Below are 23,776 nucleotides of genomic sequence, written 5' to 3' on the forward strand. Positions count from 1 at the left end.
GTCGGGCCGGTGCGCCGGGACTGTGTCACCGGCGGTGGATACGTGCGGTGACCTGCTCGGTGAATTCGCTCGTCGATGCCTGGCCACCGAGATCGGCCGTCGCGATTCCCGCGGCGAAGGTCGCCGCGACCGCGCGTTCGATCCGCTCGGCCGCCCGGCTCAGCGCGGCCCGATCGTGCCGGGCGGCCAGCCAGCGCAACAGCATGGCCGCGGACCGGTGCAGGGCGACCGGGTTCGCCCGGTTGTGACCCGCCAGATCGGGCGCTGCGCCGTGCACCGCCTGCGCCATGGCCCGGTCGGCCGAACAGTTCAGGGACGCGGCGGTACCCAATGACCCGCCGAGCTGGGCGGCGAGGTCGGAGAGGATATCGCCGAACAGATTCTCGGTGACCAGCACATCGAAATCACCGGGTGCGCGGACCAGATGGGCGGCGGCCGCGTCGACGTGTTCGTCGTCGACGGTCACGCCGGGGTATTGCGCGGCCACGGCATAGCAGCTGTCGCGGAACAGTCCCATCGTCAGCGGCAGCACGTTGGCCTTGTGCACGATGGTCACCCGCCCCCGCCGGCCGGCGGCCAGCCGGAACGCCTCGTGCGCGATCCGCTCGGAGGCTGCGCGGGTCACCAGCCCGATCGACAGCGCGATATCCGGGGTGGGGCAGAACTCGCCGGATCCGACGGCCATGTTCCGGTCGGCGTAGAACCCTTCGCTGTTCTCGCGGACCACCACCAGATCGATATCCGCCGCGGCCGCCGCGATTCCGGGGAACGCCCGGACCGGCCGGATATTGGCGTACAGGCCGAAATGGCGACGGATCGCGCCGCCGGGCGCGCTGCGGTGCTCCGGTGGATAGGAGGCGTTGTCGTGCGGGCCCAGCAGCCATCCGTCGGTGTCGAACAGGCCGGCGAGGGTGGATTCCGGTAGCGCGGTGCCGAATTCGTCGATCGCGCGGTGGCCCATCGGCAGCGGGACCCAGTCGATCGCCGAGGCTCCGGCCGCGGCCAGGGCCTCGTCCACCACCCGCCGGGCCGAACCCACCACCTCCGGTCCGATCCCGTCGCCCTCGATCAGCCCCAGTTTCAGCCGCTCACCCTGTGCCTGCTCCATTAGCACATGGTCGCAGGGCGCGGGCGGAGCCCGGCCGAGGGCCCGGGCCGCCACGTCGATCGTCGACTATCGGCCTTCGTTGGCAAGATGCTATCTTGGTGATATCACTTTGATAGAGGGAGGATGTCATGACATTCCGGAACGCCGCACGGGTCAACGGGTTCGTCGTACTACTGATCTGGCTGGTGCTCACGATCGCTCTGGCGGCGGTGGCGGTCGCGGGGTTCGCGGCATTCGCCCAGCATCAGAACGCCGTGGCGCTGGTCGGGGCGATCGTCGCGTGCGTGGTGGGGACCGTCCTGTTGCTCGGCATCACCGGCCTGACCGTGGTGAACCCGAACGAGGCCAAGGTCGTTCAGTTCTTCGGCCGCTATATCGGCTCGGTCGGCGAACCCGGATTCTTCTCGGTGCTGCCGCTGACCGACCGGCGCAGTATTTCGCTGCGGGTCCGGAACTTCGAGACCCAGAAACTGAAGGTCAACGACGCGGACGGTAATCCCGTGGAGATCGCGGCGGTGGTCGTCTACAAGGTGGTCGACAGTTTCAAGGCCGCCTTCGCTGTCGACGACTACGAGGAGTACGTCGAAACCCAGTCCGAGGCCGCGGTCCGGCACCTGGCCACCACCCACCCCTACGATGCGCACGATGCCGGCCGCACCAGCCTGCGTGACGGCGCCGAGGTCGCCGAGGAGCTCACCGTGGAACTGCGCGACCGCACCGATACCGCGGGTATCGAGGTGATCGAGGCCCGGATCACCCATCTCGCGTACGCGCCCGAGATCGCGCAGGCGATGCTGGTCCGTCAGCAGGCCGCGCAGGTGGTGGCCGCCCGGACGCAGATCGTCGAGGGTGCGGTGGGCATGGTCGGGCTGGCGCTCAACCGGCTCACCGCCGAGGGCATGGTGGAACTCGACGAGGAACGCAAGGCCACCATGGTCTCGAACCTGCTGGTTGTGCTGTGCGGTGACCGGCCGACGCAGCCGGTGGTCAATGCGGGATCGCTGTACAACTGATGGCCGAACGCAAAAAGGTTCTGCTCCGACTCGACCCGGCGGTCTACGACGCGGTCGCGAAATGGGCGGCCGACGATCTGCGCAGCGTGAACGCGCAGATCGAGTTCGCCATTCGGCGGGCGCTGGAGCAGGCGGGGCGCCCACCGCGCCCGGCCCGCGACGAACCCGGGCCGGGTTCCTGAGCCCGGAGAGTCTGTCCGGGTGCCGAGCAGTCGAACGAGTCGGTGCTCACGCGAAGAAGATCGTGCCGGTGCGATGGACGTAGGAGAGCCGCCACAGCGCCCCGTCGATGGCGCTGTCGCTGAAACGCAGGTCCTCGAGCGCACTTCCCATCCGGTCCGGTGTGATCGCGCCGACTCGTTGCAGCAGCTCGTGGGGAAATTCCTTGCCCGCAAAATTGCGGTGGAAATCCGATCTGAACGAGAATCCTTCGGGCCCCCGGCGGAAGTCCGGCGACTCGGGGAAGGTGTACGCGAGGTCGTAGAGGACCAGATCGTCGGCCGGGTGCTGTGCGTGATTGTCACCCTGGAGTTTCGGGCGACAGTTCCCCGAATGCCCGTCTCCGTTACCGACGAGGAAATGCACCATGGCGCCTTCCGGCTGCTGTTCCGGCCGGTACAGCTTCCAGTTCTTGCTGGCTTTCATCGGAATGTAGAGTTTCGCCGATCCTGGCCCCATGGGGCCGTCGACCAGTGCCGTGGGCGGCACCAGCCGCGAACCCATCAGTTCGGAAACCCGGTAGCCACCCACCTCCCGGAGCGCCAATTGCCCGGGCACCGGTGGGATCCAGTCCCGGCCGTCGAAGATCTCGTGCCGGGCAGGCTTGTACACGTACAGGATCCCGGTGGCGTCCCGGGCGACGTAGACACCGTTCGCGCTGCCCGGCAGCGCCGAGGACATCTCCCAGTCGATGGTGAGGTCCCGGGTCGCTACATGGGCTTCCGTAGCGCTCGGAGAATAGGCGGAGAAGCGTCCGCTCGGCGAAACGGCTCCGCGTGCGCCCGGTGGGGCCGGATCAGTGAACCCCAGCACCAGGGTCCGATCGTTGTCGTCGTGCTGCCGGGCGGCTTCCCGCAGCCTGGACGCGGCGCCACGATTCGTACGGGCACGCTGTTGCGCGACCTCCTCGGTCGCGGTCCGCAGTCGCAGGGTCAGATCGTTCTTTACCCCGGTCCAGCTCCCCAGCCCGCTCACTCGGGCCGGTCCCGCGGGCGGGGGCGCCCTGAACTGCCGGGCGAGGCCGGGATGCTCCCTTCCGGTGCAGTGGCGGCGCCCCGGCTCTCATCCACCACGCGGCAGAAGCTCATCTGTCGGGGACGTAGTGCGGCACGCAGGAAATCGGGGCCGTCCGCGGCGCGGACCGGTTCGGATCGCCCCGGCACTCGGATGCCGTCCTCGAACCATTCCTGCGCCAGTGGGCAGCCGCCCGGCTCCGCCAGTGTGAGTTCCACCTTCCCCGATTCGGCTACGCGGAATTCGGCCACCCGCTGGGCAGTGCCACCGACCAATTCGTAGACCGCTACGACAGTCGGATCCCCGTTCGTCATATCACCACCTCCGCTGCCACCGTCGCGGGAAGCCGGACGGTATCCGGAACATATCCGGGACGGTATCCGGAATATAAGGGTGAACGGCCTCGTAGGAGTGCCTTACGTGCCCCGTCCGGTTCGTGAGGCGGGAATTCCGGTCAGGGCCGATTGCCCGGTTTGTGCGTGACGAATATGGCCGTTCCCGGAAACAGCTGCCCGCGCAGTGGGCTCCACTGACCCCATTCGCGGTCGAGCCATTCCGGCCAGTCCGGTTCGACGATGTCGTCCAGCACCAACCCGGCGGCCACGATTTCCCGGACCCGGTCACCGATCGTCCGGTGGTGCTCCGCATAGGTGCACCGGCCCTCGCTGTCGATCTCGGTGTACGGAGTGCGATCGAAATAGGGGATCACCGCTTCGAGACCTTCCGGCCCGGGATCGTCGCGGAATATCCAGCGCATCGGATGATTCACCGCGAACACCCAGCGTCCGCCCGGCCGCAGCACCCGGGCGACCTCGCGCATCACCAGCGCGGAGTCGGCGACGAACGGGACCGCCCCGAAGGCCGAACAGGCGAGGTCGAACGATTCGTCGGCGAACGGCAGCGTTTCGGCCCCGGCCTGGACCAGTGGCACCCGAGGGCCACCCCGGTCCATGGCGGCGAGCCCGCGGGACAGCATCCCCATCGAGATGTCCAGGCCCACCGGGTGGGCGCCCTGGCCGGCCAGCCAGCGCGCACACGGGGCCGAACCGCAGCCGACCTCGAGAATCCTTTTGCCGGTGATCTCGCCGAGGAACCGCATATCGCCTTCGTGCAGGCCTTCCGGGCACCAGACGAACTCGCCGCCGTCGCTGTCGACCCCCAGGAATTGTCCGTGCGTATCGTGGTACTGGTCGGCGTCGGCATCCCACCAGCGCCGGTTCGCGCGTTCGCTGTCGGCCGAGCCGACCCGCAGGCGCGCCGCGCCCGCGGTCCCCAGCAGTTCGGTGGCCTGAGCGTGGCGATCTTGAACGAGGTCGTCGGACACGACGGGAAGCCTATAGATCCGCTGCGGGGGGTCGTTTGCCCGCCCGGTTCCGGGTCGCGTACGCTGAACGCGCAAGTGATCACACCCGGAGCAGCTGGGTGTATCGCAGCGTACCGAAAGTCTCAATGTCCGCAACCGATCACAATCCGTCCGGAGCAAACCGCCACATGCCCACCACCGTCACCTCGCCGCAGGTAGCCGTCAACGACATCGGCTCTGCCGAGGACTTCCTCGCCGCCATCGACGCCACGATCAAGTACTTCAACGACGGCGATATCGTCGAAGGAACCATCGTCAAAGTCGACCGCGACGAGGTCCTGCTCGACATCGGTTACAAGACCGAAGGCGTCATCCCGTCTCGCGAGCTCTCCATCAAACACGATGTCGACCCGAACGAGGTCGTTTCCGTGGGCGATGAGGTGGAGGCTCTTGTCCTCACCAAGGAGGACAAAGAGGGTCGCCTGATCCTGTCCAAGAAACGGGCGCAGTACGAGCGCGCCTGGGGCACGATCGAGGAGCTCAAGGAGAAGGACGAGGCCGTTCGCGGCACCGTGATCGAGGTCGTCAAGGGCGGTCTGATCCTCGATATCGGTCTGCGCGGCTTCCTGCCCGCCTCGCTGGTCGAGATGCGCCGGGTCCGTGATCTGCAGCCGTACGTCGGCAAGGAGATCGAGGCCAAGATCATCGAGCTCGACAAGAACCGCAACAACGTGGTTCTGTCGCGCCGCGCCTGGCTGGAGCAGACCCAGTCCGAGGTGCGCAGCGAATTCCTGCACCAGCTGCAGAAGGGCCAGGTCCGCAAGGGTGTGGTCTCCTCGATCGTCAACTTCGGCGCCTTCGTCGATCTGGGCGGAGTCGACGGCCTGGTGCACGTGTCCGAGCTGTCCTGGAAGCACATCGATCACCCGTCCGAGGTGGTCGAGGTCGGCAACGAGGTCACCGTCGAGGTTCTCGACGTCGACCTGGACCGCGAGCGCGTCTCGCTGTCGCTGAAGGCCACCCAGGAAGATCCCTGGCGGCAGTTCGCCCGCACCCACGCCATCGGCCAGATCGTGCCGGGCAAGGTCACCAAGCTGGTGCCGTTCGGCGCGTTCGTCCGCGTCGAAGAGGGCATCGAGGGCCTGGTGCACATCTCCGAGCTCGCCGAGCGCCACGTCGAGGTCCCGGACCAGGTCGTGGTCGTGGGCGACGACGCGATGGTCAAGGTCATCGATATCGACCTGGAGCGTCGCCGGATCTCGCTGAGCCTCAAGCAGGCCAACGAGGACTACAGCTCCGAGTTCGATCCGTCGAAGTACGGTATGGCCGACAGCTACGACGAGCAGGGCAACTACATCTTCCCCGAGGGCTTCGATCCCGAGACCAACGAATGGCTCGAGGGCTTCGACAAGCAGCGCGAAGAGTGGGAAGGCCGCTACGCCGAGGCGGAGCGCCGGCACAAGATGCACACCGCGCAGATGGAGAAGATGGCGGCCGACGCCGCGGCCGAGGCCGTCAACGGTGGCGGTTCGTCGAACTACTCCTCCGAGAGCGGCGGCGCGCAGTCCACCTCCAGCCAGCCGGAGTCCGGTGGCGGGTCGCTGGCCAGCGATGCCCAGCTCGCGGCCCTGCGGGAGAAGCTGTCCGGTAACGCCTGAGGCGGATATCGGTAGCCGATAGCTGAAGAAAAGACCCCGGTCCCGAGCGGACCGGGGTCTTTTCGTATCAGTACCCGACGGTGAATCTGCGTTGGACGAACCGCGGCAGCTCCGCTTCGTCGAGCAGCGCCACCGCGAGATCCTCGGCGGAGATATCGCGGCCCCCGGTATCGAGCAGTTGATCGCCGCCGATCCGGAATCGGCCGGTGCGCTCGCCCGGTTCGATCCGGCCCGACGAGGGGCTCACATAGGTCCAGAGGCGATTCGATACGCGGTAGACGTTCAGCGCGTCCCGGAGCGCGGCGACCACACGGTGGTACTCGCGAGGCACGCCGAGATTCGCGGGGAGCTGTTCGGCGAATCCCGGCTCGTCCACGAGTTGCCGTCCGGGAGCCACCTCGAGGCTGCCCGCACCGCCCACCACCAGTACCCGGGTCGCCGGATGCCGGGCCAGCGCCGTCACCATCGCGTGTGCGCCCGTGACGAAATCGGCTGCCCGAGTGATCGTTTCCTCGATTCCGTGCCCCGCGTTGACGGCACTGACCACGATATCCAGGCCGATGAGGGCGCCCGCGATACTGTCCGGGTCGCGCCAGTCGGCAATCCGCCAGTCGACGTCGCCCGGGTCCCGGGGAACGCGGGAGGCATCGGTGGTGAAGGCCCGAACGGGATGGCCGCGGCGCCCGGCCTCCTCGACGACGCGTGAACCGATGACGCCGGTAGCGCCGAAAACTCCGATATGCATGATCACTCCTGCTACATGCCGTGCATTTACTACACGGCGTTCAGAAACTGCACATGGGATCCTAACGGTGCTCGGTAAGGTGTCAACCGTGGCCGAGGTAGTGATGAGCCGCCGGGAACGCCTACGTGCGGAAACGGTCCAGGAGATCAAGACGATCGCGTTGCGCCTGCTCGCCGAGAGCGGGCCCGACGCGATCGCGTTACGCGCGATCGCCCGTGAGATGGGAATGACCGCGGGTGCCGTATACGGCTATTTCGCGACCCGCGACGACCTGATCTCGACCCTGATCGCCGATGTGTACACGGCTCTGGTCGATCGCTTGGAGGCCGCCCGGGACACGATCCCCCCGGACGACCCCGGTGCCCGGATCGTCGCCTGGGGTGAAGGCGTGCGCGACTGGGCGACGGAGAGACCGGCGGAATTCCGGCTCGTCTACGGTGATCCGGTTCCCGGCTATCGGCCACCGCCCGGCGGGCCCGCCGCGGAAGCCGAACTGCGGGCCTGTACCGCATTGGTCGGGCTGGTCGCGGCGGTATGGCCACGCCGGCCGGGCCGGGCCGACGACGACGATTTCGCTTGGACGGATTTCGCGCCGGAGCTCGCCGGGCACATCCGCTCGGACTTCCCCGGACTGCCGCCGGCCGGTCTCGCCCTCGCGCTGCGGATGTGGGGCCGGATGCACGGTCTGGTCGCCCTGGAGGTCTACGGTCATCTGGGCCCCCGCACCGCGGGACCGGCGAAACTGTTCCGTGCCGAGATGGACGCGCTGGTCGCCGAACTGGGACTCTAGGGTGCGCGAACACAACAGTGGCCCGGTCCGAGGACCGGGCCACCGTTGTCCGTCGAGAACTAACCTGCCGGGACCGGGACCCAGCGCGGCCAGACGATCGACGGACGCGGGCGATGAGCGGGGAGACTGTGACGTGACGCGAGGGTGAAGACACGGAACCAGGGGCGGCGGTTCTTCGACAGATAGGCCGCGACGGCCGGGATGGCGAGACAGTGCACCCGGCCCGGCGCCCCCAGCCGGTGCCGGCCTGTGCGGTAGTGCCTGATGCGCATGCTCGTTCCTTTGCTATCCGTGACAGAAGCGGTGAAGCGGGGCCTGCACTCAGGCCGAACACTAGCCCAATACCTGACGTAATAAGGACATTTATGGCGTTCCGCCGTGGCTGGGCGTGTCGAGGGGGTATAGAGGACGGCCTCGCCGGCGGTTCGGCGCTCGCGGATGCGAGACTGAGCGAATGTTACGAATCGGCCTCACCGGCGGTATGGGAGCGGGTAAATCGACGGTCGCGCGGGCGCTCGTACAGCGGGGTGCGGTGCTCATCGACTCCGATGTCATCGCTCGCGAAGTCGTCGCACCCGGGACGCCGGGACTCGCGGCCCTCGCCGAGGCGTTCGGCCCGGATATCCTGGCGGCCGACGGGAGCCTCGATCGTCCGGCGCTGGCGGCCAAGGCCTTTCGCGACGACGAATCCCGCACCACGCTGAACTCCATCACCCACCCGCTGGTCGGGCAGCGCACCGCCGAACTCTTCGCCGCCGCCGCACCGGATGCCATTGTGGTGCAGGACGTTCCACTGCTGGTGGAGAACCATATGGCGCCCTTCATGAACCTGGTGCTGGTCGTGGACGTCGCCGCCGAGACCCGGGTCCGGCGCCTGGTCGAGTTCCGCGGCGTCCCCGAGGCCGATGCCCGTGCCCGGATCGCGGCGCAGGCCACCGACGAGCAGCGTCGCGCGGCTGCCGATGTGCTGCTGGACAACAACGGCCCCGCCGAGTCGGTAGCGGAGGCCGTGGCCCGGCTCTGGGATGAGCGGCTGGTTCCGTTCGAAGCGAATATGCGCTCCGGCGATGTGGTGCGCCCGGCGCCCCGACTGGTGGATCCGGACCCGGAGTGGGCGGCCCAGGCGCAACGGCTCATTGCGCGACTGCAGGTGGCGGCCGGTGCGGCCGCCGTGCGGATCGACCATATCGGCTCGACCGCCGTCCCGGGCCTGCCCGCGAAGGATGTGATCGACCTGCAGATCACCGTCGCCGACCTCGCCGCGGCCGACGGTATCCGCGATGCGCTGGCGGGGGCGGGGTTCCCGCTGATCCCGGGCAGTACCCGGGACAATCCGAAGCCCGCACCGGATGAGCGGTCGCCGGATATCCGGCGCTGGGAGAAGCGGGTGCACGGTAGCGCGGATCCGGGCCGTCCGGCCTATGTCCACCTGCGAGCCGCCGGTAGCCCCGGACAGGAATTCGCACTGGCGTTCCGGGACTGGTTACGCGCGGAACCGGACGTCCGTGCCGAGTACGCCGAACTGAAGCGGAAGGCCGCCGCGGCGGCCGCCGGCACCGACGGTGCCGCGGCGACCGCCGCGTACCTGGAGCTGAAAGAACCCTGGTTCGATTCGGTGTACCGGCGGGTCCTGGACTGGCGCGTCGCGCACCCTGAGTAGTGGAGCGGGTCGTTCCGGCGGCGGGTGGCGGGGACTGCCGGCGCCGGAGTCCCCGCCACCGATATCTCACATCCAGGTGAGCGGCATCTCGAGGGATGCCGTCCAAGCCTGGAAATCGTGGCCGTGGGCGGCGATACCGTCGATCGCGCGGACCGCGGTGGCCACTGCCTTCTCCGCGGTCTCCGCATCGATCAGACCGGCGGTGTGGGCGGCCAGTAGTTCGTCGACGTCCAAGAGCTGGGCTTCGCGACCGGTGCGTACGACCAGGTCGAGGTAATGGTCGACCGACCGCCATTTCTTCGGCTCGACCTCGCCGAATTCGCCTATATCGACGTAGTAGTCCTGGTCGCGCATATGCGCGGGATGGAAATGGAATACCGAAGCGCGCAAATTCAGGGAGGGCAACAACCACGATTCCAGGTAATGGAATTGGGGATGGTCCGCGGTGCGGGCCATGTACAGCCCCCAGGGCTCGACCTGGTAGCGCTCCACTTCGCGGACGAAACCCTTCGGGTCGGTATTGGTCAGTTCCGCGATATCGAAGTACTCCACCTTGGGCCGGTGGACGTCCACGCTGGTTGCCTGTGTCACAGGTGCCGAATCTACCCACTCCGGACGCGATACCGTGCGGCCCGGCTCCGCGGGGGCGCCATCCCGGACGGAAGGCATTCTGTCGGTGGCCGCGCCTAGTCTTGGGGTATGGCATTCGCAACCGAACTCCGTGCGGCCGGCGTCACCGGGACCGAGGCCGACGGGGAGACCCCGCTGGCCAAATCGGATTTCCGCCCGGTCAGCGAGATCGAACGCACCGGTGGTCGGTTCGAGGTGGTCAGCCCGCATCAGCCGGCCGGTGATCAGCCCACCGCGATCGAGGAACTGGAACGCCGGATCAACGCGGGCGAACCCGATGTGGTGCTGCTCGGCGCCACCGGTACCGGTAAATCGGCGACCACGGCCTGGCTGATCGAACGTCTGCAACGGCCGACGCTGGTGATGGCGCCGAACAAGACGCTGGCGGCACAGCTGGCCAACGAACTACGCGAGATGTTCCCGCACAACGCGGTGGAGTATTTCGTCTCCTATTACGACTACTACCAGCCCGAGGCCTATATCGCGCAGACCGATACCTATATCGAGAAGGACAGCTCGATCAACGACGATGTGGAGCGACTGCGCCATTCGGCGACCTCGGCGCTGTTGTCCCGCCGGGATGTGATCGTCGTCGCGTCGGTGTCCTGTATCTACGGCCTGGGCACTCCGCAGTCCTACCTGGACCGTTCCGTGCTGCTCGAAGTGGGCTCGGAAGTCGACCGCGACGCCTTTCTGCGGATGCTGGTGGATGTCCAATACACGCGCAACGATATGGCGTTCACCCGCGGCTCCTTCCGGGTGCGCGGCGATACCGTCGAGATCATCCCCTCCTACGAGGAGCTGGCGGTCCGGATCGAATTCTTCGGTGACGAGATCGAAGAGCTCTATTATCTGCACCCGCTCACCGGGGATGTCGTGCGCAAAGTCGATACGGTGCGTATCTTTCCCGCTACGCACTATGTGGCCGGACCGGAACGGATGGAACGCGCGGTCGTCGAGATCGAGGCCGAACTCGAGGAACGACTGGCCGAGCTCGAACGCAAGGGCAAACTGCTCGAGGCACAGCGGTTGCGGATGCGGACCCAGTACGACCTCGAAATGATCCGGCAGGTCGGATTCTGTTCCGGGATCGAGAACTATTCGCGCCATATCGACGGCCGGCCCGCCGGTTCGGCTCCCGCCACCCTGCTGGACTACTTCCCGGACGATTTCCTGTTGGTGATCGACGAGTCCCATGTGACCGTTCCCCAGATCGGCGGAATGTACGAGGGCGATATGTCGCGTAAGCGCAATCTGGTGGAGTACGGTTTCCGGCTGCCCTCCGCGGTCGACAACCGGCCGCTCACCTGGGAGGAGTTCGCCGAACGGATCGGTCAGGCGGTGTACCTGTCCGCCACTCCCGGCGATTACGAACTCGGCCGCACCGGTGGTGAGGTGGTGGAACAGGTCATCCGGCCCACCGGTCTGGTCGATCCCAAGGTCGAGGTGAAACCGACCAAGGGACAGATCGACGATCTCGTGCACGAGATCCGGCTGCGTACCGAGCGGGACGAGCGGGTCCTGGTCACCACACTCACGAAGAAGATGGCCGAGGATCTCACCGACTACCTGCTCGGGCTCGGCGTGCGGGTGCGCTACCTGCACTCCGAGATCGACACCCTGCGCCGGGTCGAATTGCTGCGGCAACTGCGGCTCGGCGAATACGACGTGCTGGTCGGTATCAACCTGCTGCGCGAAGGTCTGGACCTACCGGAAGTGTCGTTGGTCGCCATTCTGGACGCCGACAAGGAAGGGTTCCTGCGCAGTACGAAGAGCCTGATCCAGACCATCGGGCGTGCCGCGCGCAATGTGTCCGGTGAGGTGCACATGTACGCGGACAAGATCACCGATTCGATGCGGGACGCGATCGACGAGACCGAGCGCCGCCGCGCCAAACAGCTCGCCTACAACGCGGAGATGGGGATCGATCCGCAGCCGCTGCGCAAGAAGATCGCCGATATCCTCGACCAGGTCTATTCCGAGGCCGGCGACGAGGTCGAGGTCGGCGGTTCGGGCCGCAATGCCAGCCGCGGGCGCCGGGCCCAGGGGGAACCGGGCCGGGCGGTCAGTGCGGGAATCGTGGAGGGGCGCGATATCAAGTCCATGCCGCGGGCGGAGCTGGCCGATCTGGTCGCCGAACTCACCGATCAGATGATGAACGCGGCCCGCGAACTGCAGTTCGAGCTCGCGGGCCGGCTACGCGACGAGATCGCCGATCTGAAGAAGGAGCTGCGCGGTATGGACGCGGCCGGACTGCAGTGACCGGATCCGTACCGCGCAGTCCCGGATCAGGACTGGGTGGCCATCCATTCGTCGACGCGGCGTTGGGCCTCCTCTCGGGATACGTCCTCGACCCGGGTCATGACGACCCAGCGATGCCCGAAGGGATCCTTCAGGGCGCCGTAGCGGTCCCCGGTGACGAAGGTCGCCGGGTCCTCCGCGACCGCGGCGCCGTGGGTGCGGGCGCGGGCGATCACGGCGTCCACATCGGGGCAGTAGTGGACGAGGGAGGTGTGCACCCAGTCGCCGGTCGGTGCCAGGACGTTCTGGTCCGGTACCGGGAGCCCCAATTGGATGGTGGAATCACCGATCTTCAGTTCGGCGTGGGCGGGCTGGCCGTCGGGCATATCGTTGCGCGAGACGACCTCGGCGCCGAACACCGCCGTGTAGAAGTCGATGGCGGCATTGCCGTCGGATACCGCGATGAACACGGTGATGGAGTGGTAGCCCGCGGGGATGGGATCGACTGTTTCGCTCATGGGTTCGACTCTGCCGGGCCGCGGCGGCGGATTCTTGTAAGAAAGCGACAGCGGGGCAGCGGCCGTGGCTGACCGGCGGATACCCGCCCCGGAAGTACCCGTGGCCGGGGACCGTAAGGCGATCTTGCATCCGCACGAGCAGGAACGGTTCCGCACCCTGAACCGGCTGCCCGCGGGTGCGGCCGTATCGGACTATGTGGAGTGGTACTGGTCGGTGCGCTGGGATATGCGCGGCCGGGCACCTTATACGGCAGAAGTGCTGCCCTACCCGTGTGTGCACATCACCTTCGAACGTGAGGGCGACCGGTGCGGTGGTTTCGTCAACGGGGTCTGCACCCGGAAGTTCGTCCGTGAGCTCACCGGCCGGGGAGAGACGTTCGGTGTCCGGTTCCGCCCCGGCGGATTCGGAGCCTTCGCCGGTCTCGATGTGGGCGCCCTGCGCGATCGCGCGGTGCCGTTGGACGACGTGCTGTCGGATACCGGGGACCTCGTCGCCCGGGTGCTCACCGAACCCGCCGATCTCGGCCGGCGCCGTCTCGTCGAAGCGCATCTGGGTGCCCGGGCGCGCCGGGACGACCCGAACTATCGCCTCGTGCTGTCGATCGCCGCCGCCATGGCGGCCGATCCCGAACTGACCCGGGTGGATCAGGTGACCGAGCGGTTCGGGGTACCGGTGCGTACGCTGCAGCGACTTTTCCGCCGCTATATCGGCGCGGGACCGAAATGGGTACTGCGCCGATATCGATTACAGGACGGCGCCGATCTACTGGCCCGCGGTCGTATCGCGGATCTGGCCGCACTGGCCGCCGAACTCGGGTATTTCGATCAGGCGCATTTCACCCGAGAGTTCACCGCCGAGGTCGGAATGGCGCCGCTGGAATATGCCAAGAATTCGTTACGCTCGCGCGATGAGGTGACCTCGAAGGTGCTGCCGGCCTCATAATCGGTGTTGGCATCTCACCGAAGCGGTACCCGTCGGCTACAGATGAGGAGCTGAACATGGATGTCGTGGTGTTGATCGGCCGGGTGATGTTCGTCATTCTGTTCCTGAGTTCGGCCCTGGGCCATTTCACCCAGACCAAGGCCATGGCGGGATACGCGCGAGCCAAGGGTGTACCCGTGCCCGAACTGGCCGTGCAGGGGTCCGGGCTGCTCATGCTGCTGGGGAGCATCAGCATTCTGTTCGGGATCTGGGCCGATCTGGGCGCGCTGCTGTTGTTGATCATGCTCGTCCCGACCATGATCATGATGCACAGTTTCTGGAAGGAGACCGAGGCCGAGGCCACCCAGTCCGAGACGATCCAGTTCAACAAGGACCTCGCGCTCGCGGGTGCCTGCGTCATGCTGTTCGCGTTTTTCGCACACACCGATGAATTGGGTCTGACGATAACGGGTCCGCTGTTCTCGCTCTGATCCGATGGAAATGGTGCCGGTGTCCGTCGCTTCCCGGCGGGCATCGGTACTGTGAGGAAAATCCTACGGCGCCAACGATGTTCGCTTTCCTTGTGATCGCTCACAGGTTTACCCGGGCCCGGGAGCGAATCGGCAGGTAGGCGACGCGTCCGCGGTTCGACCGGAGCGAAATGTGAAACACCGCCGCTGTCGGCTACGTATGTGATGTACAACGAATCCGGATATTCGGGCCGAGGTTTCCGGCTATGGTCTACGCAGTCGCTGCGCCGCTGCCCGATTTCCGTCGAGCTTCCGGCGCGGCCGCGTTTATACCCCGCACAGTTGGAGGAGAGAATGACCGCCTACCGGACCATTGTCGTCGGTACCGACGGCTCGGACTCGTCGTACGTCGCCGTGGAGAAGGCCGCTTCACTGGCCGGAGCCGCGGGTTCGACGCTCATCGTGGCCTGCGCCTACTACCCGACCGACGACCGCGACGTCGCCGCCGCGAGCGATATGCTCAAGGACGAGGCGTACCAGGTTCGTGGTTCGGCGCCCACCAACGAGATCTTGCGCACCGCCCGGGACAAGGCCACCGCCGCCGGAGCGAAAGAGATCGTCGAGAAGGCCATCGTCGGTGAACCGGTCGAATCCCTGCTGGATCTGGTCCGGGAGACCCAGGCTGATCTGCTCGTCGTCGGTAACCGGGGCCTGAACACCCTCGCCGGTCGGCTGCTGGGTTCGGTGCCCTCGGATGTGGCGCGCAAATCGAAGTCCGATGTGCTGATCGTGCACACCGTGCGCTGAGACAGCGATCGCGGACACCGCCCCACCCGGAGTACGGCTTCCGGATGGGGCGGACGCGTTCGGGCGGGTGGTCAGCCGGCCAGGCGCCGCAGTTCCGGCGGAAGATCTCCGCTGTGCACCACCGTGAGCCGCTGGGTGGCGCGGGTGATCGCGACGTACAGATCGTTGTGCCCGCGCGGTGATTCGGCGATCACCGCACCCGGCTCCACCAGGTACACCGCGTCGAATTCCAGACCCTTGGCTTCGGTAACCGTCAGCACTCGTACGGATTCGCTTGCCAGACCGGAGAATTCGGCGACGATTTCGGCGGGTGTCAGTACGGCGGCCGTACCCGGTCCCTGCTCCTCGGCGAGCAGGCCGGACAGGGTCGCGACCATCTCCGGCGCCGCCACCCGGTAGGCCCGCGGTCGCTTTCCCGAATCGCGGACCGAACGCGGCACATCGGCGTTGGGATCGATAGTGGCCAGGACATCGGCGGCGACCGCCATGATCTCCGACGGGGTCCGGTAGTTCACGGTGAGCTCGGTGCGTTTCCACCGCTTCGCCACATAGGGTTCCAGCATGTCCGACCAGGAGCGCGCGCCCGCCGGATCGCCGGTCTGCGCGATATCGCCGACGACGGTGATCCACCGGTTCGGGATCCGGCGCATCACCATCCGCCAGGCCATTTCCGACAGCTCCTGGGCCTCGTCCACGATCACGTGCCCGTAGGTCCAGGTGCGATCACCCGCGGCGCGTTCGGCCGTGGTCTGCCGGTTGCGCACCTGCTGGCGTTCGGCGAGCTGGCTCGCGTCGATGAGGTCGTAGGCCATCAGGATCTCCGGATCGAGTTCGTCCTCGAGATCCTGCGGTGCCGATCCGGTGAGGATGTCCAGGGCGTCCTGGGCCTCGGCGAGCTGCGCGCGCCAGCGCCGGCGGGCGCGTTCGCGCTCCTCGGCGTCGTCGGTGCCCAGTAGTTCGGCGAGCTCGTCCAGCAGCGGGGCGTCGGCGGCGCTGAATTCGCCGGTGCCGGTGCGCAGCAACTCGGCTCGGTCGGCCGGGTCGAGCAGTTTGCCGGCGGCCCGATCGAGCCGGCCGGAATCGGCGAACAGATCGCCCAGGACCTGCTGCGGTGTGAGCAGCGGCCACAGTTCGGCCAGGACCCGTTGCACTTTCGCGTCGGCGCGCAATTCGTCGCTGATCTCGGACAGATCGGCGGCGCTGAGCAGGCTGCGGCCGTTACCGGCGGGGTCGGCGCCCATGGTCTGCGCGAGCTGGTCGGTGAGCGCTTCGATCACCATCGACGCGAAGACCGGACGGGCCAGATTGTGCGGGCGCCGCGACGAACGAGCCCGGCCCCGGGCCCGGGTGACGATCTTCCGGTCCAGGGTCACCGGATAGCCGTCGAAACTCAGGGTGATCGGCTCACCCGGTACCTGCTGGCGGTCGCGTACTGCGTTCTTCAAGATCTCGAGCACACTCGTCGAGCCCTTGAGCTCGCCGGCCCGCAGCGAATCCGTCAGGGTGGCCTTCACCCCGGGGTACAGATCACCGATGGTGGACAGCAGCACACCGGTCTCACCCAGTGACGGCAGCACCTGCCCGATGTAGTCGAGGAAGGTGGCGTTGGGACCGATGATCAGCACTCCGCTCTTGGCGAGCTGCTGGCGGTAGGTGTAGAGCAGATAGGCCGCCCGGTGCAGGGCCACCGCCGTCTTACCGGTGCCGGGACCACCCTGCACCACCAGCACGCTCTTGTGCTCGGCGCGGATGATCGCATCCTGCTCGCTCTGGATCGTCTCGACGATATCGGCCATCTGACCGGTACGCGCGGCGTTCAACGCCGTCAGCAGTGCGCTCTCGCTACCGACCCCGCCCGCCGCGGCGGTGACCCCGGCCTGCCGGGCGGCCGCCAGATCCAGGTATTCGTCGTTGACCGCGGTCACCCGGCGGTTGCGGGAGCGGATATGCCGCCGCCGCACTACCCCGTCCGGCGCGGCGGTGGTGGCCAGATAGAACGGCCGGGCCAGCGGCGCGCGCCAGTCCAGCAGCAGCGGTTCGTAGTCGTTGTCCTCGTCGAGGATGCCCAACCGGCCGATATACCGCTGTTCCGGATCGCTGTGATCGGCCGCCAGGTCGATGCGGCCGAAACACAGCCCGTGTTCGGCGGCATCGTATTTGGCGAGATCCTCGGTGTAGAGCTGGGTGAACGACTCCCGTTCGGTGCGGGCCTGGGGGGTCCCCCCGGTCTCCAGCAGAACGGTGCGCAGCCGGTTGTCCGCGTAGGCCCGCATCCCGTCGAGCCGCTCGTAGAGCACCGACAGATATTCCTGTTCGTGGTCGAGGTCCCGCGTCGCCGGATCCGGCGGCGCCGCGTCGGGCGCCGGCTCGATGGGGCGTTCCTCGGTGCGGTTGTCGGGCAAGTTCTGACTCCTTCTCACCCACGGCGGGACGGGCTCGGCGGAACACGGCGGGATCGCGTGCACAGAGTTGTCGATTCTACTGCGGGTTCGTACCGGATGTTGTTTCCGCAGGTCGCGTAGGCGGGATCAGGAGACGTGTGAGTTGTCGCCGCGGACCCCGCGCCCCCGTGAGCCCTCGCGCCGAGTCGGTGATTTGGCCTCGTACATGGCCACATCCGCGTCGTGCAGTACCGCTTCCGGGGTCCGGGTGTCGCCGGGTTCCAATGTGGTCACCCCGATGGACGCGTTGACCGCGATCCGGTGCCCGCGGGCGACGATCGGCTCGGCCATCGCCGAGCGCAATCGCGCGACCAGCGGTTCGAGCTCCTCGTCGCCCGGGCGGCCGGCCAGCAGTACGAGGAATTCGTCACCGCCGAGCCGGCCCACCAGATCATCGGCACGTAGTGCGCGTTGCAGGCGGTGGGCGACGATGCGAAGCACGGTATCGCCGATGGCGTGGCCCATTGTGTCGTTGATCGATTTGAAGCCGTCGAGGTCGATGAACATCACCGTGGACACCCGGTGCGCGCCGCTGGCCGCGAGCGCCCCCGACAGCTGGGACAGGATCAGCGAGCGGTTCGCCAGCCCGGTGAGCGGATCGTGGGTGGCCTGGTACTCGAGTTGGCGACGGCCGGCCAGGTACTCGGTGATATCGGTGAACGAACACACCGCGGCGGTACCCTGCTCGTCGGGATTGAGCAGCCGGCTCGATACGGCCAGCCAGCGCCGCTGACCGTCGGGTCGCACCACGGCGAAGACGTAGGCGGTGACGGTTTCGCCGGTGGACAACGTCCGTGCCACCGGATGACGCTCCCGGGGCATCGACCGCCCGTTCGCGTCCAGTAGTTCCAAGGGGAGTTCGTTGATGTTGGAGCCCACCAGTTGGATCCGGTCGGCTATTCCGAAGATGCGGCGCGCGGCCGGGTTGGCCGAGGCGATGATGCCGTCCCGATAGATGACCGCGACACCCTCCTCGAGTTGTGAGACCACGGTGGTGAAGTGTTGTTCGGCGCGGCGTTGGGCGCGTTCGGCCGCTTTCTGGGCGGTGAGGTCGTGGATCACGACCTGGTAGGCGAGGCGGTCGTGCCAGGCGGTGAGCACCGAGACGGTCTCCACCGGGACCTCGCGTCCGTCCAGGGCCAGTAGCACCATCTCGGTGGGTTCCGACGCGATCCCGGTCGCGGTGAGGCCGGCGATGCGCTCGTACATGGGCTGGCGGAAATCCGGGTGGACGAAACGGGCGATGTGCTGGCCCAGGACCTCGGCGAGGTTCTTGGCGCCCATGATCCGCAGGCACGCCGGATTGGCGTAGACGACGATGCCACGTTCGTGGACGCAGATGCCGTCGGGAGAGTGTTCGACCAGGGAGCGGTACCGATGCGCGAGTTGCTCGGCGGCGGTCGCCCTGCGCTCTCCCATACCAACCCCCATTGTCGGCGGACCCGGACATTCAAACACGGCTCTACTCCGGGATCCACACGCATAAAATCGGACGTAGTGGACGTGATATCGCGATTTATCACGCCATTACGTGTCCCCGGCGGTACCGAGGGCGGGAAACCGGCGAGGGAGATTGTCATGGCGGGGACCGGACTCAGCGTCGATCTTATGACGATTACCGGGATAGGGGCGGTCACCGGATACGGATGGGGCCGGGAAGCATTCTGGGCGGGGGTGACGAGCGGGAAATCGGCGGCCCGGTTCGAACCCGGCTACGGAGTGGATCCGGCGACCGGCGGCTGGGCGGCGCTGGTGCCCGACGGCGGTGATCCGGCGCTCGGAACCCGCTACGGCCGGGCGGTTTTCGCGGCGGTCGACGAAGCCATCGCCGATGCCCGGTCCCGCGGATGGGAACCCGGCCCACGAGTGGGACTGGTGCACGCCGCGGTGCTGGGTGATGTCCGGCACTGGCAGGAGTTCTCCGGTCCGGCCGGTGCCGGATTCCGTGGCCGGGATTTCCTGCGGCTGCTGCCGTCCACACCGGCGTCGGTGGTGACCCAGGCGTTCGATTTCACCGGGCCGGTGCTGGGTGTCTCGGCGGCGTGCAGCTCGGCCAATGTCGCGATGTTGCAGGCGAAGCTGTGGTTCGCCGCCGGACTGGTGGACGATGTGGTGTGCGTGGCTTCGGACCTGTCGGCGACCCCGGAACTGGTCCGGCAGTTCGCGAAGCTGGGTGCCGCCGTCGTCGATGTGGAATCGCTGGAGGGCTGTCGGCCGTTCCAGCGGGGCAGCCGGGGATTCAGTGTGGGGGAGGCGGCGGTGGGGTTCGTGCTCGGCCGCGGGTCCGGTCGGGGCTACGCGTCCGTCCTCGGCGGGGCGATGAACAGCGAAGCTCATCATGTGGTGTCGGTGGAACCGAGCCACGACCGGATCGTGGACTGTGCCCGGCACGCGCTGGCCGATGCCGGGGTCGGCGCGACGGAGATCGATTACTTCAACGCCCACGGGACCGGTACCGCCCAGTGCGACCGGGCCGAACGGGATCTGCTCACCCGGGTGTTCGCCGACCGGCCCGCGGTGTACTCGATGAAGCCACTGGTCGGTCACTGCCAGTCCGCGTCGGGCGCGGTGGAGCTCGCGGCCGCGGCGCTGGGGTACGACCGGGGGATCATCCCCGCACCGCCCGCGGTGGCGCCGGCGCACCACCGCCTGCTGGACGGACCTTCCCCGGCCGGGCCGGGGCTCACGGCCAAATTGTCGCTCGGGATGGGCGGTAACAACTCGATGGTGATCCTGGGTCCGGCCGCCTGAACCGGACTCGGGTACCGCCGGCGGGAGTGGCCGGTGCCACGCTCCCCGGACACCACCTGTTGGCCTACTCTGGAGTGGTGAGCCCGTCCGGCAGGCCTGTGCTGCCGGTTCCGGCGCCCGCTCCGAGATGCCGCCGGGGGTTGCTCCCGTGTGACGGTGGGCGGACAGCCGGGTCACGCACCGTGAACCGCCTCGGACCGGCCGTTCGGCGAAACTTGTCGGTGGCCCGTCCTACTATCGCCGCGGGCCCGCCCCGCGACCCGAGCCGTGGACATCGGCCGGGGTGGATCGGGCTGTGCACCGCGCTGTCGCGGACACGGTGTGCACGCACCCGGTGCGACGGCGGCACTATCGACGACGAACGATGACGAGAAGGGACCGACCTGGTGGCGGAACGCCTGACTGTGCGCGGAGCTCGGGAGCACAATCTCAAGGGGGTCGATCTCGATCTGCCCCGCGACAGTCTCATCGTCTTCACCGGTTTGTCCGGGTCGGGTAAATCCAGTCTGGCGTTCGATACGATCTTCGCCGAGGGGCAGCGCCGCTACGTGGAATCGCTGTCCGCGTACGCCCGGCAGTTCCTCGGCCAGATGGACAAACCGGATGTGGATTTCATCGAGGGGCTCTCACCGGCCGTCTCGATCGACCAGAAATCGACCAACCGCAACCCCCGGTCCACGGTCGGCACCATCACCGAGGTGCACGACTACCTGCGTCTGCTGTACGCCCGCGCCGGTGTCCCGCACTGCCCGGTCTGCTCGGAGCTGATCGCCAAGCAGACCCCGCAGCAGATCGTCGACCAGGTCCTCGCCATGGAGCCGGGCGTCCGGTTCCAGGTGCTGGCGCCGGTGGTGCGTACCCGTAAGGGCGAATTCGTCGATCTCTTCGACCAGTTGCACGCCCAGGGCTACGCCCGGGTCCGGGTGGACGGCGTGGTGTACCCGCTCACCGATCCGCCGAAGCTGAAGAAACAGGAGAAGCACGATGTCGAGGTGGTGGTGGACCGCCTCGCCGTGAAATCGACCGCCAAACAGCGGCTCACCGATTCCATCGAAACCGCGTTGCGCCTGGCGGACGGCATCGTGGTGCTCGATTTCGTCGACCGGGACGAGCACGCGCACGACCGGGAGCGGCGTTTCTCCGAGAAATTGGCCTGCCCCAACGGCCATCCCCTCGATATCGAGGATCTCGAACCGCGCTCGTTCTCCTTCAACTCGCCCTACGGCGCCTGCCCCGATTGCACTGGCCTGGGTATCCGCAAGGAGGTCGATCCGGAACTGGTGGTTCCCGATCCCGAGCTGAGTCTGGCCGCCGGCGCGATCGCGCCGTGGTCGCGCGGGCAGAGCGCCGAGTACTTCCTGCGGCTGCTGGCCGGATTGGCCGCGGCGCAGGGGTTCGATCTGGACACACCCTGGCAGGACCTGCCGCCGCGGGCGCGTAAGGCGGTGCTCGAGGGCAGTTCCGATCAGGTACATATCGTCTACACCAACCGCTACGGCCGGAAGCGTTCCTACTACGCCGATTTCGAAGGTGTTATGCCGTTCCTGCAGCGGCGGCTGGACTCCACCGAGTCCGAGCAGATGAAGGAGCACTACGAGGGCTATATGCGCGATGTGCCGTGCCCGGTGTGCAGCGGGGCGCGGCTGCGGCCGGAGATTCTCGCGGTCACCCTCGCCGCCGATGCGGAGCGGAAGTCGATCGCCGAGGTCAGCGAACTGTCCATCCGCGACTGCTCGCAATTCCTCAACGCGCTGACCCTGGGTGAACGGCAGGCGGCCATCGCCGGACAGGTGCTCAAGGAGGTACAGGCCCGGCTCGGCTTCCTGCTCGATGTCGGTCTCGACTATCTGACCCTGTCCCGGGCCGCGGCCACGCTGTCCGGCGGTGAAGCGCAGCGGATCCGGTTGGCGACCCAGATCGGTTCGGGCCTGGTGGGGGTGCTCTATGTCCTGGACGAGCCGTCCATCGGTCTGCACCAGCGCGATAACCGGCGGCTCATCGAAACCCTGACCCGGTTGAAGAATCTGGGCAACACCCTGATCGTGGTCGAGCACGACGAGGACACGATCCGGGCCTCGGACTGGGTGGTCGATATCGGCCCGCTCGCCGGCGAGCACGGTGGTCGCGTGGTGCACAGCGGGATCTACGCGGATCTGCTCACCGATGAACACTCGCTGACCGGCGCGTACCTATCCGGCCGGGAACGGATCGAGATCCCGATGATGCGGCGCCCGGTGAACAAGAAGCGGCGGGTCACCGTGGTGGGCGCGACGGAGAACAATCTGCGGGGTATCGATGTGGCGTTTCCGCTGGGCGTGCTCACCGCCGTCACCGGTGTCTCCGGTTCCGGTAAATCCACGCTGGTCAACGACATCCTGGCCACCGTCATGGCGAACAAGCTCAACGGTGCCCGGCAGGTCCCCGGCCGGCATACCCGGGTCAACGGACTCGACCAGCTGGACAAGCTCGTACGGGTGGACCAGTCACCGATCGGGCGTACGCCGCGGTCCAATCCGGCTACCTACACCGGCGTGTTCGACAAGATCCGCAGCCTGTTCGCCTCCACCACCGAGGCCAAGGTGCGCGGATACCAGCCCGGCCGGTTCTCCTTCAACGTCAAGGGCGGTCGCTGTGAGGCGTGCTCCGGTGACGGCACCCTCAAGATCGAGATGAACTTCCTGCCGGATGTCTACGTCCCGTGCGAGGTCTGTCACGGCGCCCGCTACAACCGGGAAACCCTCGAGGTGCACTACAAGGGCAAGACCATCGCCGAGGTGCTCGATATGCCCATCGAGGAGGCCGCCGAATTCTTCGAACCCGTGACCTCCATCCACCGGTACCTCTCGACCCTGGTCGATGTGGGGCTGGGGTACGTACGGCTGGGGCAGAGCGCGACCACACTGTCCGGTGGTGAGGCGCAGCGGGTGAAGTTGGCGGCCGAACTGCAGAAACGCTCCAACGGGCGGACGGTCTACATTCTCGACGAACCGACCACCGGCCTGCATTTCGAGGACATCCGCAAACTGCTCGCGGTGATCAACGGCCTGGTGGACAAGGGCAATACGGTGATCGTCATCGAGCACAACCTGGATGTGATCAAAACCGCGGACTGGGTCATCGATATGGGGCCCGAGGGTGGTTCCGGGGGCGGCACGGTGGTCGGTGACGGTACTCCGGAGGAGATCGCCGCGAACCAGGACAGCTACACCGGCCAGTTCCTGAAGGAGATCCTCGCCGAACCCGCGGTCCCGGCCACGACTCCGGCGAAGAAGGCGGCCACCGCGCGGAAGACACCGGCGAAGAAGGCGGTCGCGGCGAAGAAAGCGGCCGCCGCGGCGGAACCGGCCGCGAAGGCCGCGGACCCGCAGAAGGCGAAACGCCTGGCCCGCAAGGCCGCCGCCCTGCGCTGATCCCGGCTCGGTATCGCGTCCGGCGCCGCTGCACCGCCGTCGTCCGGCCGGATCAGCAGAGCGGCGCCGGGAAACC

At 67.3% G+C, this 23,776-nt stretch carries 21 protein-coding genes; 11 read left to right on the forward strand and 10 right to left on the reverse strand.

The window, feature by feature from the left end; genetic code table 11:
* Positions 1–25 precede the first annotated feature (25 nt).
* Positions 26–1,108 (reverse strand): isocitrate/isopropylmalate dehydrogenase family protein, encoded by a 1,083-nt coding sequence (locus ACWEWT_RS14390; RefSeq protein WP_452559051.1) that lies wholly within the window; start codon positions 1,106–1,108, stop codon positions 26–28.
* Between the two features lie 128 nt (positions 1,109–1,236).
* On the opposite strand from ACWEWT_RS14390, the gene ACWEWT_RS14395 reads away from it, so the two are divergent.
* Both ACWEWT_RS14395 and ACWEWT_RS14400 read left to right on the forward strand, forming a co-directional pair.
* Complete coding sequence (locus tag ACWEWT_RS14395; RefSeq protein WP_452559052.1) at positions 1,237–2,121, forward strand: SPFH domain-containing protein; 885 nt, start codon at positions 1,237–1,239, stop codon at positions 2,119–2,121.
* Positions 2,121–2,303, forward strand: a complete 183-nt coding sequence (locus ACWEWT_RS14400) for a hypothetical protein (protein ID WP_452559054.1) — start codon at positions 2,121–2,123, stop codon at positions 2,301–2,303. Before ACWEWT_RS14395 ends, ACWEWT_RS14400 begins: the two co-directional genes overlap by 1 nt.
* Before the next feature lie 46 nt (positions 2,304–2,349).
* Here ACWEWT_RS14400 and ACWEWT_RS14405 read toward each other — a convergent pair whose 3' ends face one another.
* The 3 genes from ACWEWT_RS14405 to ACWEWT_RS14415 form a co-directional block, all read right to left on the reverse strand.
* Positions 2,350–3,315, reverse strand: a complete 966-nt coding sequence (locus ACWEWT_RS14405; RefSeq protein WP_452559056.1) for a hypothetical protein — start codon at positions 3,313–3,315, stop codon at positions 2,350–2,352.
* Complete coding sequence (locus ACWEWT_RS14410) at positions 3,312–3,668, reverse strand: hypothetical protein (RefSeq protein WP_452559057.1); 357 nt, start codon at positions 3,666–3,668, stop codon at positions 3,312–3,314. The genes ACWEWT_RS14405 and ACWEWT_RS14410 overlap by 4 nt, the downstream gene beginning before the upstream one ends.
* Positions 3,669–3,808: 140 nt before the next feature.
* Entirely contained in the window at positions 3,809–4,678 is an 870-nt protein-coding gene (locus ACWEWT_RS14415; RefSeq protein WP_452559059.1) for a class I SAM-dependent methyltransferase, read from the reverse strand.
* 167 nt (positions 4,679–4,845) lie between these two features.
* On the opposite strand from ACWEWT_RS14415, the gene rpsA reads away from it, so the two are divergent.
* Positions 4,846–6,315, forward strand: coding sequence for a 30S ribosomal protein S1 (gene rpsA, locus ACWEWT_RS14420; RefSeq protein ID WP_452559061.1), 1,470 nt, complete (start codon positions 4,846–4,848; stop codon positions 6,313–6,315).
* A gap of 67 nt (positions 6,316–6,382) precedes the next feature.
* On the opposite strand, the gene ACWEWT_RS14425 is transcribed toward rpsA, so the two are convergent.
* Positions 6,383–7,060: an NAD(P)-dependent oxidoreductase gene (locus ACWEWT_RS14425; protein ID WP_452559062.1), complete on the reverse strand. Its 678-nt coding sequence runs from the start codon at positions 7,058–7,060 to the stop codon at positions 6,383–6,385.
* An 88-nt stretch (positions 7,061–7,148) separates the two neighbouring features.
* Here ACWEWT_RS14425 and ACWEWT_RS14430 point away from each other — a divergent pair, with 88 nt between their 5' ends.
* Positions 7,149–7,850, forward strand: coding sequence for a TetR/AcrR family transcriptional regulator (locus tag ACWEWT_RS14430; protein ID WP_452559063.1), 702 nt, complete (start codon positions 7,149–7,151; stop codon positions 7,848–7,850).
* 59 nt (positions 7,851–7,909) lie between these two features.
* Here the strand turns inward: ACWEWT_RS14430 and ACWEWT_RS14435 are convergent, their stop codons facing one another.
* Complete coding sequence (locus tag ACWEWT_RS14435) at positions 7,910–8,122, reverse strand: hypothetical protein (RefSeq protein ID WP_452559065.1); 213 nt, start codon at positions 8,120–8,122, stop codon at positions 7,910–7,912.
* Between the two features lie 182 nt (positions 8,123–8,304).
* Between ACWEWT_RS14435 and coaE the strand changes: the two genes are divergently transcribed.
* Positions 8,305–9,510, forward strand: coding sequence for a dephospho-CoA kinase (gene coaE / locus ACWEWT_RS14440; protein ID WP_452559066.1), 1,206 nt, complete (start codon positions 8,305–8,307; stop codon positions 9,508–9,510).
* 66 nt (positions 9,511–9,576) lie between these two features.
* Here coaE and ACWEWT_RS14445 read toward each other — a convergent pair whose 3' ends face one another.
* On the reverse strand, positions 9,577–10,101 hold the full coding sequence (locus ACWEWT_RS14445) for a DUF402 domain-containing protein (RefSeq protein ID WP_452559067.1): 525 nt from the start codon (positions 10,099–10,101) through the stop codon (positions 9,577–9,579).
* A 108-nt stretch (positions 10,102–10,209) separates the two neighbouring features.
* Here ACWEWT_RS14445 and uvrB point away from each other — a divergent pair, with 108 nt between their 5' ends.
* Positions 10,210–12,402, forward strand: a complete 2,193-nt coding sequence (gene uvrB / locus ACWEWT_RS14450; RefSeq protein ID WP_452559068.1) for an excinuclease ABC subunit UvrB — start codon at positions 10,210–10,212, stop codon at positions 12,400–12,402.
* A gap of 26 nt (positions 12,403–12,428) precedes the next feature.
* On the opposite strand, the gene ACWEWT_RS14455 is transcribed toward uvrB, so the two are convergent.
* Entirely contained in the window at positions 12,429–12,899 is a 471-nt protein-coding gene (locus ACWEWT_RS14455; RefSeq protein ID WP_452559070.1) for a VOC family protein, read from the reverse strand.
* 100 nt (positions 12,900–12,999) lie between these two features.
* On the opposite strand from ACWEWT_RS14455, the gene ACWEWT_RS14460 reads away from it, so the two are divergent.
* The 3 genes from ACWEWT_RS14460 to ACWEWT_RS14470 all read left to right on the forward strand — a co-directional run bounded on the left by ACWEWT_RS14460 (position 13,000) and on the right by ACWEWT_RS14470 (position 15,098).
* Entirely contained in the window at positions 13,000–13,842 is an 843-nt protein-coding gene (locus ACWEWT_RS14460) for a DUF6597 domain-containing transcriptional factor (RefSeq protein WP_452559072.1), read from the forward strand.
* Positions 13,843–13,898: 56 nt separating this feature from the next.
* Positions 13,899–14,312, forward strand: coding sequence for a DoxX family protein (locus tag ACWEWT_RS14465; protein WP_452559073.1), 414 nt, complete (start codon positions 13,899–13,901; stop codon positions 14,310–14,312).
* Positions 14,313–14,645: 333 nt separating this feature from the next.
* Positions 14,646–15,098: a universal stress protein gene (locus tag ACWEWT_RS14470; RefSeq protein ID WP_452559075.1), complete on the forward strand. Its 453-nt coding sequence runs from the start codon at positions 14,646–14,648 to the stop codon at positions 15,096–15,098.
* 71 nt (positions 15,099–15,169) lie between these two features.
* On the opposite strand, the gene ACWEWT_RS14475 is transcribed toward ACWEWT_RS14470, so the two are convergent.
* The gene (locus ACWEWT_RS14475; protein ID WP_452559077.1) at positions 15,170–17,500 is read right to left on the reverse strand and encodes a HelD family protein; all 2,331 of its coding nucleotides are present in this window, start codon (positions 17,498–17,500) and stop codon (positions 15,170–15,172) included.
* Between the two features lie 126 nt (positions 17,501–17,626).
* Positions 17,627–18,958 (reverse strand): diguanylate cyclase domain-containing protein, encoded by a 1,332-nt coding sequence (locus ACWEWT_RS14480; RefSeq protein WP_452559078.1) that lies wholly within the window; start codon positions 18,956–18,958, stop codon positions 17,627–17,629.
* A 189-nt stretch (positions 18,959–19,147) separates the two neighbouring features.
* Between ACWEWT_RS14480 and ACWEWT_RS14485 the strand changes: the two genes are divergently transcribed.
* Positions 19,148–20,290, forward strand: coding sequence for a beta-ketoacyl synthase N-terminal-like domain-containing protein (locus ACWEWT_RS14485; protein ID WP_452559080.1), 1,143 nt, complete (start codon positions 19,148–19,150; stop codon positions 20,288–20,290).
* 386 nt (positions 20,291–20,676) lie between these two features.
* Positions 20,677–23,700 (forward strand): excinuclease ABC subunit UvrA, encoded by a 3,024-nt coding sequence (uvrA, locus tag ACWEWT_RS14490; protein ID WP_452559082.1) that lies wholly within the window; start codon positions 20,677–20,679, stop codon positions 23,698–23,700.
* The last annotated feature ends 76 nt before the right edge of the window (positions 23,701–23,776 follow it).

The sequence above is a fragment of the Nocardia sp. NPDC003963 genome (assembly GCF_053605105.1).

What these genes read in the sequence shown, in the direction of transcription:
- ACWEWT_RS14390 (WP_452559051.1), bottom strand. Translation starts at nt 1,108, where the DNA reads ATGGAGCAGGCACAGGGTGAGCGGCTGAAACTGGGGCTGATCGAGGGC.
- ACWEWT_RS14395 (WP_452559052.1), top strand. Translation starts at nt 1,237, where the DNA reads ATGACATTCCGGAACGCCGCACGGGTCAACGGGTTCGTCGTACTACTG.
- ACWEWT_RS14400 (WP_452559054.1), top strand. Translation starts at nt 2,121, where the DNA reads ATGGCCGAACGCAAAAAGGTTCTGCTCCGACTCGACCCGGCGGTCTAC.
- ACWEWT_RS14410 (WP_452559057.1), bottom strand. Translation starts at nt 3,668, where the DNA reads ATGACGAACGGGGATCCGACTGTCGTAGCGGTCTACGAATTGGTCGGT.
- rpsA (WP_452559061.1), top strand. Translation starts at nt 4,846, where the DNA reads ATGCCCACCACCGTCACCTCGCCGCAGGTAGCCGTCAACGACATCGGC.
- ACWEWT_RS14425 (WP_452559062.1), bottom strand. Translation starts at nt 7,060, where the DNA reads ATGCATATCGGAGTTTTCGGCGCTACCGGCGTCATCGGTTCACGCGTC.
- ACWEWT_RS14435 (WP_452559065.1), bottom strand. Translation starts at nt 8,122, where the DNA reads ATGCGCATCAGGCACTACCGCACAGGCCGGCACCGGCTGGGGGCGCCG.
- coaE (WP_452559066.1), top strand. Translation starts at nt 8,305, where the DNA reads ATGTTACGAATCGGCCTCACCGGCGGTATGGGAGCGGGTAAATCGACG.
- uvrB (WP_452559068.1), top strand. Translation starts at nt 10,210, where the DNA reads ATGGCATTCGCAACCGAACTCCGTGCGGCCGGCGTCACCGGGACCGAG.
- ACWEWT_RS14455 (WP_452559070.1), bottom strand. Translation starts at nt 12,899, where the DNA reads ATGAGCGAAACAGTCGATCCCATCCCCGCGGGCTACCACTCCATCACC.
- ACWEWT_RS14465 (WP_452559073.1), top strand. Translation starts at nt 13,899, where the DNA reads ATGGATGTCGTGGTGTTGATCGGCCGGGTGATGTTCGTCATTCTGTTC.
- ACWEWT_RS14470 (WP_452559075.1), top strand. Translation starts at nt 14,646, where the DNA reads ATGACCGCCTACCGGACCATTGTCGTCGGTACCGACGGCTCGGACTCG.
- ACWEWT_RS14480 (WP_452559078.1), bottom strand. Translation starts at nt 18,958, where the DNA reads ATGGGAGAGCGCAGGGCGACCGCCGCCGAGCAACTCGCGCATCGGTAC.
- ACWEWT_RS14485 (WP_452559080.1), top strand. Translation starts at nt 19,148, where the DNA reads ATGACGATTACCGGGATAGGGGCGGTCACCGGATACGGATGGGGCCGG.